General features: G+C 48.1%; 11 protein-coding genes. 9 read left to right on the forward strand and 2 right to left on the reverse strand.

The features are described 5' to 3' along the window. The first annotated feature begins 10 nt into the window (after window positions 1-10). The 6 genes from AB0L18_RS17795 to AB0L18_RS17820 all read left to right on the forward strand — a co-directional run bounded on the left by AB0L18_RS17795 (window position 11) and on the right by AB0L18_RS17820 (window position 6,819). Window positions 11-1,063 (forward strand): glycoside hydrolase family 130 protein, encoded by a 1,053-nt coding sequence (locus AB0L18_RS17795; RefSeq protein ID WP_367388659.1) that lies wholly within the window; start codon window positions 11-13, stop codon window positions 1,061-1,063. 9 nt (window positions 1,064-1,072) lie between these two features. Next, window positions 1,073-1,942, forward strand: coding sequence for a carbohydrate ABC transporter permease (locus AB0L18_RS17800; RefSeq protein WP_367388660.1), 870 nt, complete (start codon window positions 1,073-1,075; stop codon window positions 1,940-1,942). A 10-nt stretch (window positions 1,943-1,952) separates the two neighbouring features. Continuing rightward, window positions 1,953-2,768: a carbohydrate ABC transporter permease gene (locus AB0L18_RS17805; RefSeq protein WP_367388661.1), complete on the forward strand. Its 816-nt coding sequence runs from the start codon at window positions 1,953-1,955 to the stop codon at window positions 2,766-2,768. A 16-nt stretch (window positions 2,769-2,784) separates the two neighbouring features. Then, complete coding sequence (locus tag AB0L18_RS17810) at window positions 2,785-4,215, forward strand: glycoside hydrolase family 130 protein (RefSeq protein ID WP_367388662.1); 1,431 nt, start codon at window positions 2,785-2,787, stop codon at window positions 4,213-4,215. Further along, window positions 4,216-5,532, forward strand: coding sequence for a hypothetical protein (locus tag AB0L18_RS17815; protein ID WP_367388663.1), 1,317 nt, complete (start codon window positions 4,216-4,218; stop codon window positions 5,530-5,532). A 177-nt stretch (window positions 5,533-5,709) separates the two neighbouring features. After that, window positions 5,710-6,819 (forward strand): ABC transporter ATP-binding protein, encoded by a 1,110-nt coding sequence (locus tag AB0L18_RS17820; protein WP_367388664.1) that lies wholly within the window; start codon window positions 5,710-5,712, stop codon window positions 6,817-6,819. Window positions 6,820-6,954: 135 nt separating this feature from the next. On the opposite strand, the gene AB0L18_RS17825 is transcribed toward AB0L18_RS17820, so the two are convergent. Continuing rightward, window positions 6,955-8,208 carry an extracellular solute-binding protein gene (locus AB0L18_RS17825; RefSeq protein ID WP_367388665.1) on the reverse strand — a complete coding sequence of 418 codons (1,254 nt, stop codon included), beginning with the start codon at window positions 8,206-8,208 and terminating at the stop codon, window positions 6,955-6,957. A 489-nt stretch (window positions 8,209-8,697) separates the two neighbouring features. Here AB0L18_RS17825 and AB0L18_RS17830 point away from each other — a divergent pair, with 489 nt between their 5' ends. Genes AB0L18_RS17830 through AB0L18_RS17840 form a run of 3 tightly spaced genes read left to right on the forward strand, consistent with a single transcriptional unit; the run spans window position 8,698 to window position 11,308 of the window. Continuing rightward, the gene (locus AB0L18_RS17830; RefSeq protein WP_367388666.1) at window positions 8,698-10,272 is read left to right on the forward strand and encodes a YdiU family protein; all 1,575 of its coding nucleotides are present in this window, start codon (window positions 8,698-8,700) and stop codon (window positions 10,270-10,272) included. Window positions 10,273-10,308: 36 nt separating this feature from the next. Beyond that, window positions 10,309-10,806 carry a peptide-methionine (S)-S-oxide reductase MsrA gene (msrA, locus tag AB0L18_RS17835; protein WP_367388667.1) on the forward strand — a complete coding sequence of 166 codons (498 nt, stop codon included), beginning with the start codon at window positions 10,309-10,311 and terminating at the stop codon, window positions 10,804-10,806. Next, window positions 10,763-11,308: a peptide-methionine (S)-S-oxide reductase gene (locus AB0L18_RS17840; RefSeq protein ID WP_367388668.1), complete on the forward strand. Its 546-nt coding sequence runs from the start codon at window positions 10,763-10,765 to the stop codon at window positions 11,306-11,308. Before msrA ends, AB0L18_RS17840 begins: the two co-directional genes overlap by 44 nt. Before the next feature lie 164 nt (window positions 11,309-11,472). Here the strand turns inward: AB0L18_RS17840 and AB0L18_RS17845 are convergent, their stop codons facing one another. Next, window positions 11,473-11,631 carry a hypothetical protein gene (locus AB0L18_RS17845; RefSeq protein ID WP_367388669.1) on the reverse strand — a complete coding sequence of 53 codons (159 nt, stop codon included), beginning with the start codon at window positions 11,629-11,631 and terminating at the stop codon, window positions 11,473-11,475. Window positions 11,632-11,911: the final 280 nt, after the last annotated feature.

An 11,911-nucleotide genomic window follows, 5' to 3' on the forward strand; every position in this document is an offset into this window, starting at 1 on the left:
AATCAGTGTTATGGCAGATATGGTTAAGCGGTTTGCAGGTAACCCTATTATAACGACAATAGACATTGCCCCGAGCCAGGAAGGTTGGGTAGTGGAATGTGTCCTTAATCCTGGCGTTTTTCGGTTTGATGGGAAAGTCTGGTTACTACTTAGAGTGGCCGAACGTCCGGTGCAGCAGGAAGGAATTATCTCATTTCCCGTACTTAAAGAAGACGGTACGGTCGAGGTCCTAGCTTTTGAAAATGACGAAGTTGATCTTTCAGATCCCCGCATGATTGGGCATAAGGGCAAAAAATACTTGTCAACGATTTCTCACTTGCGTTTGGTTTGTAGTGAAGACGGTAAGTCGTTCATTGAACCAGAAGATTTTCCCAGCCAGCTTTTCGGTCAAGGTAAACTTGAATCTTACGGTATTGAAGACTGCCGGGTAAGCTACCTGGAAGGAGAGTATTTTCTCACCTATACCCAGGTATCGGAGAGTGGAGTAGGTGTAGGCCTCATGCGTACGCGCGATTGGCGCAATGTTAAGCGAGAAGGCATGATTTTGCCGCCTCACAATAAGGATTGCGCCCTTTTTGAAGAAAAAATAGGAGACAAATATTTTTGTTTTCACCGCCCGTCGGGGCATGGCCCGGGAGGAAACTTTATCTGGATCGCTTCTTCGCCGGACTTACTGCACTGGGGCGCGCACCAATGTATTTTGCATACCCGCGAAGGTTGGTGGGACAGTACCAGGGTGGGAGCAGGAGCGGCACCCATCAAGACGGAAGAAGGCTGGTTGATGATCTATCACGGCGCAAATGAGGAACATCGTTATTGTCTGGGAGCAGCTTTGCTCGATTTAGAAGATCCTTCCAAGGTGTTGGCTCGTTCTCATCGGCCACTGATGGAACCGGATGCTGTTTACGAACAGACGGGCTTCTTTGGTAATGTTATCTTTACCAATGGTCATCTGGTTGATGGCGACAAAGTAACGATGTACTACGGCGCTTCAGATGAAGTCATCTGTGTGGCAATTTTATCGGTTCAGGATATTCTTACTGAGATCTTAACGACCGTTTAGCTAAAAAAAATGATAAAAAACCGTACGAAAAGTCGATTATTACCCTACCTCATCGTATCGCCCTACTTGTTGCATCTGGTGCTGTTTATCCTGTTTCCGGTAGGGTTCTCCATCCTGCTTACTTTCCATAAATGGAACATTATAGCGCCGATGGAATTTGTTGGGATGGATAATTTTTCTCGTCTCATCCAGGATCGATTGTTCTGGAAAGCTATTCTGAATACCCTGAAGTTTCTCCTCATTCATATCCCCTTACAGGTGCTTATCGCACTAGGTTTGGCCTACGTTTTGAACGAGAAACTATTCATGCGTGGCTTTTTTCGAGCGTCGTTCTTCTTACCAGTAGTCGTCTCTGGCGTGGTGGTAACCATCTTGTGGCAACAACTCCTGGGAGTAGAGACCGGGTTGCTGAACCGGATGTTGACGGATTTGGGTTTTGCTCGGGTAGGTTGGCTCACCAATCCTAAGATCGCCATGATCTCTATTGCGATTATGGCGACGTGGAAAAATGTCGGATTGTACGTTATCCTTTTTCTGGTAGGTTTGCAGGCTGTTCCACAAAGCTACTACGAGGCCGCTAAGGTAGAAGGTGCGAGTTCCTGGCAACAGTTCCGGTACATTACCCTGCCTGCGATCAACCCTACGCTTTTCATGGTGGCGATCTTATCGACCATAGGTGGATTCAGTCTCTTTATTGAACCCTACATCATGACGGATGGAGGGCCACTCAACAGCACCTTGTCAGCGATGCTTTACATCTACAAACAGGCCTTTGGTTATTATCACATGGGGTATTCCGCAACCTTGGGGCTGTTTTTTGCGGTCCTGATCATGTTGGTAGTGGCTGTTCAGAAATATACCATTGAAACGGACGAATAATCATTTCATCATGAAGCTAACCCGCATTTTGCTGTACTGTGTTTTGGTCATCGCTGCCCTGGCCTTTATTTATCCTTTTTACTGGATGCTACTGGCTTCTTTTACCCCTGAAGCCAACATTACCGAGTTGGGGCTTCTGCCACATGGTTTTACCCTGGACAACTATTTGGCGCTATTTGATAAAATCCCCATTTGGCGTTCCTTTTTCAATAGCAGTCTGGTGGCACTCACCGCCACCGCGGGCGTATTGACCTTTGGGTCGATGACGGGATATGCTTTATCTAAACTTCACTTTCGTGGTCGCGAGGCGCTTTTTTACATTGTCATCTTTACCATGACCCTCCCGTTTCAGATTACCTTAATTCCCAATTATATTCTGATGGTAGAATTTGGGTGGGTAGACACGCTGGCCGCACTCATCGTCCCCGCGCTGAATGGTGCATTTGCTATCCTGCTTTTTCGGCAGGCTTTCAAAGCCATACCTGATGATCTCATCTACGCTGCCAGGGTAGACGGGTGTGGTGAGTTGCGCATCATCTTCCAGGTGTTGTGGCCCAATATTTTGCCTACCCTGATTACTGTCGGGATTCTCACGTTTATGAATTCGTGGAATGATGTGCTCTGGCCACTGATCGTCATTCGGGAAGAAGATTTAATGACTATGCCTCAATTGGTGACCCTCTTTGCCGTGGGTGGGCGAGCGGAGGCACAGTTAGGAGTCAAGCTGGCCGCTGCGTTTTTACTGGCCTTGCCGATTATTATTGCCTACGCGATTTTTCAGAAACATTTTATTCAGAGTATGGCCTCTTCCGGGCTAAAAGGGTAATGATCCATCATTAACTATGAAAGCAATCCAAAGAACAAATATTCGATTATACGCCAATCCTCAACGGGTGCTGGCCCGCTACCTCAATGTTGGGAACGCAGTACGTATTGCACCAGTGGCGGACTATATACGACAATTGTCTGCTGCTGCTGTCGCGGAACAATTAGCAACCTTGAACCAGGAATTTGGCCAGCGGCACGCTGATTTGACTGCTATTTTTCGTAAAAATTACGAGCGCTTGCTGCAATATGTTCCTCCTTTGGCCAACGCCGATAAACAAGTCTTGCTTGGCGCTTATTTTACCAATGAATACAGTATTGAGGCGGCTGCGCTATTCAACCCTTCTATTGTCCCTCACTCTGATCAGGAAGGCGTCCCCAACGGGGCCACACGGTTTTTGATGAGCTTGAGGGCTGCTGGCGAAGGACATATTTCGTCCATCACCTTTGCTACCGGATTGATAGATGCGCAGGGAAATATCGTACTTGATGAACGTTCCGGGCATCTGGATAGTGGAGACGTTACCACCGAATTGGTACGCGATAAATCCTTTGTGATAAGGAGGTTGAAGCATCTAGAGGCTTTCGAAAAGCTTTTAGAAGAAACGTTACCCGCTTCTTTTAACTTGGAAGAAGCAAAACAAATCATTGGTGACCAAAAAGAACTAACGCTTACCCAGCAGCAGGAAATACAGCAGGCACTGGCCCTCGTCTTCGAATTAAACTACGAAGTGGCTTTTGAGGAGCACATTCCTTTGATCAATAGGGTGCTTTTTCCACAATCTCGCGCAGAAACCAATGGGATTGAGGATGCCAGGTTCGTAACGTTTACCGAGGAGGGCAAGACCTCTTACTTGGGAACTTATACCGCTTACAATGGCCGGGAAATTCGCCCCCAGCTGATCGTAACGACCGATTTTCGTCATTATAAAATCGGCCCCTTTTATGGCGCTGCCGCTTCCGATAAAGGAATGGCCCTCTTTCCCGAAAAAATTGCGGGCCGTTATGCGATGATTGGCCGACAAGGAGGCCGTAGTTTGTCAATTATGTATTCCGATGATCTCTATTTTTGGGAGGAGGCGCTTCCGCTGCAAGCTCCTGAGCGGGGCTGGGAGATGTTGCAAATTGGCAATTGTGGAAGCCCCGTCAAGACCGATGCTGGCTGGCTGTTGCTCACCCATGGCGTGGGGCCCATGCGTAAATATGTGCTGAGTTGTTCCCTCCTCGATCTCGAACATCCAGAGAAGGTGTTGGCCAGTTTGGATTTGCCGCTGTTGTCACCGAATTCGGAAGAAAGAGAGGGCTACGTGCCCAATGTGCTGTACACCTGTGGTATGATGGCCCATGCTGGCCGGTTGATTATTCCTTACGCCATGTCCGACAATGCGATCAGTTTTGCAACAATAGCGGAGGAGGATCTAATTGCTGAATTATTAAAAAACAACTAGATGCGTAATACGAAGTATTTCCTCCAATTTTTATTGCTCGTTAGCTGCTGTTTTACCTGCGCTCCTTCTCCTTCTGAGACGGTAGAGCAAGCAACAGAACCCACTGAAATAAAGCAAAGTATAATCAATACCAGTCATCTCGATCATCTCTTCACCACGCTCAAAGTAAAAGGCCAGGAGGTAGGCGCCATCTGGATTTACAGTGAGGCACCGGATTACCATCTGGTGACCGATGAAGACGAGGGTTTCACTTGCGTGGATGACGTGGCGAGGAGCCTGGTTTTTTATTGCCGCTATTTTGCGCAAGCGCCTTCCTCGGAAGTATTGGAGAGAATTGCAGCCTTGTCTGAGTTTATCCTGCAGCTGCGCGCCGAAAATGGGTATTTCTACAATTTTGTTTTTCCTGATGGGACCATTAATACAACGCACCAAAACAGCGTTGCTACCCCCAACTGGTGGTCATGGAGAGCCTTTTGGGCCTTGACGGAATTGCAAGCGGTAGAGGCTGCTGAGTTAAAGAATTTGCAAGAACGTAGCCTTGCGGTTATAGAAACCATGATTCCGCTGATTGCTACCTTATGTACCCAATCCGAGGAGGTTTACACCTTGGAAGGGCTATCGCTTCCCCGCTGTTTGTCGGAAATGGGGACGGACCAAATTGCGATTGTTTTGCACGGACTCAATAATCATTATCAACAGTCTCCTTCCGAGGATTTGCGCGAGCTGATCCGTAAAATGGGGAATCTGATGCTGAGTGCACAAGCAGGCGACGAAGAACAAGCTCCTCATGGTGCTTTTTTGAGCTGGCGAAATCACTGGCATGCTTGGGGCAATACCCAAGCTTATGCGCTTTTGACTGCTGGAGAACTTCTTGAGGATACCCGTTTTGTAGAAGCTGGTCTGCGGGAAGTCCGCTATTTTCAGCCGTACTTCTTAGCACAAGATGGGCTACATGCTTTTGAAGTTGTACAAAAAGACAAAACACTGGAAATGACTAACATTCAGCAATTTCCACAAATAGCCTATAATATCCGACCGATGGTCTACGCTGCACTAAAGGCTTATGAGCTAACCGGCGAGGAAGCGTATGCACTACAGGCGGCGGAATTGGCGGCCTGGTTCCTGGGCGATAATCCTGTGGAAAAGGTCATGTATGATGCCACCAGTGGCCGTACTTTTGACGGCATCAACAGCGCAGATCAGGTGAATCAAAATTCAGGAGCAGAATCTACCATTGAGGCTTTGTTGACGCTGCTTGCGGTAGAGCAGGTGCCCGTCGCGCAGGCGGCGCTGTTGGCTGCTGCAAAACGAGAATAGAACTTTGATCTTGACTTTTTTAGCCACGAAGACACAAAAATACAAAATAGCACGGAATATTTTTTGTGCATTTTGGTGTTTTGGAGCTTCGGTGTCTATTGATGTTCCTTCTCTGGGCTTTGCGCGAGACCCACTATTTAGGGGACTCCTTCTAATCACTCTTAAATACCCTTTTCCATGGCAGCAATAAAATTCGACAAGGTTACTAAACAATACGGCAAGGTACAGGCCATCAAGGAAGTGACCTTAGAGGTGAAAGACCGCGAGTTCATGGTCTTGGTCGGGCCTTCCGGGTGCGGTAAATCCACCTTGTTGCGGATGATTGCGGGCTTAGAAGAGATCAGCACGGGAGAGCTTTACATCGGAGACCAGATGGTTAATGAGCTGCCTCCCAAAGATCGGGACATTGCCATCGTCTTCCAGAATTACGCGCTCTATCCCCACATGACGGCTTACGAAAATATGGCCTTCGGTTTGAAAATTCGAGGGACGAGTAAAGAAGTCATTCGCGAAAAGGTCATGAACGCCGCCGCCATCCTGGGCATTGAAGACCTCTTGGATAGAAAACCCAAGGCGATGTCGGGAGGACAACGGCAGCGTATCGCCATCGGGCGAGCGATAGTACGCGAACCCAGAGTGTTCCTTTTCGATGAGCCTCTCAGTAACCTGGATGCCAAACTCCGGGGACAGATGCGATTAGAGATTGCTCGTTTGCACAAGAAATTACAGACCACAGTCGTCTACGTCACCCACGATCAAGTAGAAGCCATGACTTTGGGTGATCGCATCGCAGTTATTAATCAAGGCATTATCCAGCAGGTAGATACCCCCGATAATCTTTACCGGTTTCCAAAGAATCGTTTTGTCGCTGGATTCATTGGCACCCCTCCCATGAATTTTCTGGAAGGAAAGATAATGGATAAAGAAGGAGACATCGTATTTCGTACGGATTCCGGAGAGCTCAGCGTATCGGTAAAAGACCATGCTGAAATTGCCGCATTAATCCACCAGAAGGTAACATTGGGCATTCGCCCCGAGCACATCCACGCCAGCGCTGCCAAAGCCGGGCCACAATCCATTCCCTTCAGCGCTTACATTCCGATCGTTGAACGTTTGGGACACGAATGCTATGCCTTCTTGGCCATTGGCGATCAGCAGATATCTGCCCGCCTGCTCAGCGAGGAAGTGAGCACCAATTTACCCGCCACCATGAATCTGTACATTGAGCGGGACAAGATCCATTTCTTTTCCGCAGAGACCGGGGAGTCGCTTAAATCTTCGCACTAAAAACGTAGCTCGGGCTTGAGCCCGAGTGTGAGAACCATGTTCGGGCTCAAGCAAGCTACCTCAAATTTTCGATTGAACGCTGGTCAGAAGACCAGCAGGAATTCGTAGCGTGCTAAACCCACGCGCAACCTGGACTCACGACTGCTCCGCACGCAGCAGCACATTCACTGCTTCTTCTGCATCAGCGATGGCTTGTTCCGGTGTTTTGATTTGGTAAAGGACACAAGCTTCGTACTCCTGGGAGATGATGTCAAATACTTCCGTCAGATAAGGGCTATAATCTCCTCCAACCACGTGCTCAACCTGGTTGGCGAAAGCCTGCATTTTCGGAAACGCTGCAAAATGCGCAGCAAAGGTCGGCAACTGGCTGAGGTTTTGTCGGCGCGGGAGCTGATTGGTCATTTTCAGAAATTGCAAATCTGCTTCCTCCGTTACCATGCTTTTAATGAACTCCCAGGCGGCCTGTGGGTTTTGGCAAGTGCTAAAAATCACAAAACTCTTTGGATCACAATAGGTGTAGACGGGCCCTTCGTGTGTATCTGGTACGGGCATAGGGGCAAAGTTGTAGGTGAAGTTATCCTTCTTGAATCTTTCCAGGTATTGAATTTCCCAGGGGCCCGTCCATTTGCTAGCGTACTGCTCGGCCACGAAAAGGTCCTGGCCAGCAGATTCGGATTGTTTAGAAAAGTAGTTTTCCTGGTAGAGCGTTTGTAAAAACCGGAAGGCTTCAATGGCGTGTTCGTTGTTGAAGTTGGCTTTGCCGTCTTTAATCAGTGGGGCACCTCCGGACGCTGCCAGGTACAGCGGATAAAAGTTGAACAAACGTTGGTACCACGCCAATTTAACGGAGGTATTGCCAAACCATTGGTCCACGTAGCCGTCGTTATCTTCATCTCGCTGAAAGTCTTTCGCGGCTCGCAAAAACTCAGAATAACTGGCCGGGAATTCTTCGTACCCTAATTCGCTGAGCAGCCGCTCATTGTAGATCGTCATGATCGGGTTGATCTTCCACGGGAGTTGATAGATGTGCCCATTGTCAGCGGTGATCTCCTTGATGGTAGCGGGCGAACAGCGACTTTGGATAAATTCAAGAAAACCATCCAGGGTATCGAGGGCGACCAGAATATTGGCTTCGCTGTAAAAAGCAACGGTACCTTGCCAGATATTGGAGTAAATATCTGGTGTCGTCCGAGCAACAACGGCCGCCAAAATAATCTCTTCACTGGATTGCCCCTCGGGGATAGGCTGGTATTTGATGGGCGTATTCGGATGCTCGCGTTGCCATTCTTCTACCGCCCAATCCGAAAAAGCGATCTCGCCCCCGTTGTTGGAGGTCCAGTAGGTGATCGTATGATCAGAAGAATTTGTTTCTTTGTTGCAGTTGGTCAAAAATGACGATAAGAACACAACGCACAAAAATAGGAACCATGTGCTTGAGGGAGATGGAGGGTAGATTTTCAAGGGTGGATTGGTTTGTGTTTTTAACAAGGTTGTTCGCTTAAAATCAACGGATAAGATAAGCTTTTTTCTGCTGTTGTTGCCTTGTTTCAGCTTGCTAAAATCAGCGTTTTTTTAGCATCCAGACAGCGTCCGTATTTTACTTTTTCCTAGCGGGATAGTTGGTTCCTCTATAAAAACCTCCGCGCCCCTGCCTGCAAGGCCAGCTTGCTGGCAGGCAGGTCCGTACCTCCGCGGCAAAAAAAAATCCGTGCTCTTCCGTGCCTTAGTGCTTCAGTGGCTAAAAAAACCTCGGCACCTCTCTGGCTAATTGTTCCATAAAGTGAAAACTACTCTGTTAGCTATAGGGTTATGTAGTAGAAGAGCATATAGCAAGTTTAGAAACGAGCTTTGAATTTCTCCAAAAAAGATTAGCAAACCGTGAAACTCAACATAAATAACACTTTCAGCAAAGAACTTCCCGCCGATCCAAAGCGGGACAATTCCCGTCGGCAGGTCATAGGGGCAGCTTTTTCTTACGTTACGCCAAGGGTGCCTTCTGCGCCAGTCTTGGTGCACGTCTCGGAGGAGATGCTGCAAGCGATTGGCTTGAGCGAAGACGACAAAAAATCGGAAGCGTTTTTGCGGGTTTTCTCTGGAGCTGAGGTGCTGGAAGGTGCCGAGCCTTACGCTATGTGTTACGGTGGGCACCAATTTGGTCACTGGGCGGGCCAACTAGGTGATGGCCGGGCCATCAATTTGGCGGAGGTCGTTCATAATGATCAGCGCTGGGCGCTACAACTCAAAGGGGCAGGGGAGACCCCTTACTCCCGTTCGGCCGATGGCCTGGCGGTGCTGCGCTCTTCGATTCGTGAACATTTGTGTAGCGAAGCAATGCACCACTTGGGGGTACCAACCACAAGGTCGCTTTCCTTAGTGCTGACGGGGGATGAGGTCTTGAGAGATATGCTTTATGATGGCAATCCCGCCTACGAAAAGGGTGCGGTCGTTTGCCGGGTAGCACCTTCCTTTATTCGTTTCGGCAGTTTTCAAATATTTGCTGCCAGGCGTGATACAGAAAACCTGAAAAAACTGACCGACTACACCATCCGGCATTTCTTCCCACATATCAAGGGAGGAACGAGTGATGCTTATGTTCAGTTCTTTGCAGAAGTGGCCGAGCGCACCTTTGACATGATCGTACATTGGCAAAGGGTGGGCTTTGTTCATGGAGTGATGAACACCGATAATATGTCTATCCTGGGACTTACCATTGATTACGGCCCTTACGGTTGGCTGGAAGATTATGATCCTGATTGGACTCCCAACACCACCGACGCGCAGGGCAGGCGTTACCGTTTTGGTCACCAGGCCAATGTTGCACTGTGGAATCTGGTACAACTGGCTAATGCCCTGGTCCCACTGGTTCAGGAAACGCAGCCTTTTGAAGAGGTTATGGAAAAAATCAGCGAGGGTTACCATTTGAAATACATGGCCATGATGCGCCAAAAGCTGGGCTTCCAAACCGAAAAAAGAGAAGATCCCGAAATAGTCGACACGCTGGAACAAATGCTCAAGGCTACGGAAACAGATATGACCCTCTTTTTCAGAAACCTGGCCAACCTCGCTAATGATACTAATACGGAAGGAAATGATGCATTTTTAGAAGTCATCATGGAGGCTTTTTACCAACCACAAGCACTCAAAGGTGAGCTGCTGGAAAACTGGCGGTCATGGTTTAATCGCTACCTCCAAAGACTCCAAGAGGAAGACCTCTCAGATGAGGAACGCCGCGAACAGATGAACAAGGTCAACCCCAAATATGTCTTAAGAAACTACATGGCCCAACTGGCGATCGATAAAGCCGATAAGGACGATTTTTCCTTGGTCGATGAGTTGTACCAAATGTTGAAAAACCCTTATGCCGAACAGCCCGAATACCAGCAATGGTTTGCCAAGCGTCCCGACTGGGCCAGAGACAAAGTTGGGTGCTCTATGTTGTCGTGCAGTTCTTAGCAGTACCATGTAAGACTATTAAACTAATTCAAGATAATGGATAACAACAAGTTAATGAAAGCATACATCGCCGGAGGTTGTTTCTGGGGAATGGAAGACCTCTTCCGGGTAAGGCCCGGCATCAAGGACACAGAGGTCATCTATCTCGGAGGAACCAACGAAAACCCTACCTACCAAAATCACCCTGGTCATGCTGAAGGCATCGAACTGACTTACGACCCTACGGAAACTTCCTTCAAGCTTATCCTGGATTACTTTTTTCGCATTCACAACCCTACCACGGTTGACCGCCAAGGTAATGACATTGGTTCCAGCTATCGTTCTGCCATCTTTTACCAAAACGAGGAAGAGAAGCAAATTGCCGAAGAAATGATTGCAATAGTAGATGCCTCCGGAAGATGGGACGGCAAGGTGGTCACCACCCTGGAGCCCTTCACCAAAGCCTGGCCTGCCGAAGAATACCATCAGGACTATTTGGTCAAAAAGCCGAATGGTTATACTTGTCACTTCGAGCGATTTGGCAGTTTTGTGTAGCACATCATTAATAAAGATCGGATTCGGTGGCGGTTGCCATTGGTGTACTGAAGCGATTTTTCAAACCCTAAAAGGGGTAGAAAAAGTTGTCCAAGGCTGGATCGCTTCCGCCGGAGAGCACGATAGCTTTTCGGAGGCCGTGCTAGTGTATTTCGATGAAACAAAAATTGATTTGGCCAGCCTCACCGCTATCCATCTTTATACCCACAGTTGCACTTCGGAGCACGCTATGCGCAAGAAATACCGCTCGGCCGTTTACACCTTCTCCGAGGTGCAAGTTGCTGCGGTGCAAACGATCATTAAGCAGCTCCAAAGCGAATTTGATCAGCCCATTATTACCAGGGTGCTACCCTTTGTGGCCTTCAAAGAAAACGAGGAGCAGTACCAGAATTATTACTTGAAAAATGCGGACAACCAGTTCTGCCAAACCTATATCCAGCCAAAATTTCAGCTGTTGATGCAACGCTTTTCCAAACAGATAGACGAAAGCAAGAAAAAATAGATAGCCACTAAATCACCAAAGCACTAAAATCCACAAAAAGATTAGTTCAATTTAGTGTTTTAGTGTTTTGTGCGAGGTGCGATAGGGTGCGTTTGGTGCGGGGTGCGGAATACTTCCGTGTTCTTCCGTGTCTCCGCGTCTCTGCGGCAAAAAAAACTCCGCAGCTAATAAAAACGCGGCATTTTCACCATCCACGAATCCAGTGACCCTCCACCCAGGTAGAACGCTTCTTCGGTGATCAATAATTGATGAGGATCACTATAAGTACCATGCTTACTCCAAATGTTTTTGATGGATAAATTTAAAAGGCGTTTGGTAATCATCACAATTTGACTTTGCGCAAAGATAAGGGCTGAATTTCAACCAAGAATAAATATCCAAGCACCCTAATGCTATTTTGGGCGCTTCCCTCCGCCAAGCTCCGGGTCGGGCTGTCCACCACTCTCTATTCGCTCGGCCCTTCGGGCGGCCCTCGATCGGGCCTGGTTCCCATCCCTAGCGCATTGGTACACCCCGAAATTAGCCCCCCATACCCAGACAAAAAACACCGCGCATGTTAGTTTCCGAACTATCCCGACCTTTTTGGTCGGGACTATATCACCG

The organism is Lewinella sp. LCG006 (genome assembly GCF_040784935.1).
Taxonomy (GTDB): domain Bacteria; phylum Bacteroidota; class Bacteroidia; order Chitinophagales; family Saprospiraceae; genus Lewinella.

What these genes read in the sequence shown, in the direction of transcription:
- AB0L18_RS17845 (WP_367388669.1), bottom strand. Translation starts at nt 11,631, where the DNA reads ATGATTACCAAACGCCTTTTAAATTTATCCATCAAAAACATTTGGAGT.
- AB0L18_RS17805 (WP_367388661.1), top strand. Translation starts at nt 1,953, where the DNA reads ATGAAGCTAACCCGCATTTTGCTGTACTGTGTTTTGGTCATCGCTGCC.
- AB0L18_RS17815 (WP_367388663.1), top strand. Translation starts at nt 4,216, where the DNA reads ATGCGTAATACGAAGTATTTCCTCCAATTTTTATTGCTCGTTAGCTGC.
- AB0L18_RS17820 (WP_367388664.1), top strand. Translation starts at nt 5,710, where the DNA reads ATGGCAGCAATAAAATTCGACAAGGTTACTAAACAATACGGCAAGGTA.
- AB0L18_RS17810 (WP_367388662.1), top strand. Translation starts at nt 2,785, where the DNA reads ATGAAAGCAATCCAAAGAACAAATATTCGATTATACGCCAATCCTCAA.
- AB0L18_RS17840 (WP_367388668.1), top strand. Translation starts at nt 10,763, where the DNA reads ATGGTTATACTTGTCACTTCGAGCGATTTGGCAGTTTTGTGTAGCACA.
- msrA (WP_367388667.1), top strand. Translation starts at nt 10,309, where the DNA reads ATGGATAACAACAAGTTAATGAAAGCATACATCGCCGGAGGTTGTTTC.
- AB0L18_RS17795 (WP_367388659.1), top strand. Translation starts at nt 11, where the DNA reads ATGGCAGATATGGTTAAGCGGTTTGCAGGTAACCCTATTATAACGACA.
- AB0L18_RS17800 (WP_367388660.1), top strand. Translation starts at nt 1,073, where the DNA reads ATGATAAAAAACCGTACGAAAAGTCGATTATTACCCTACCTCATCGTA.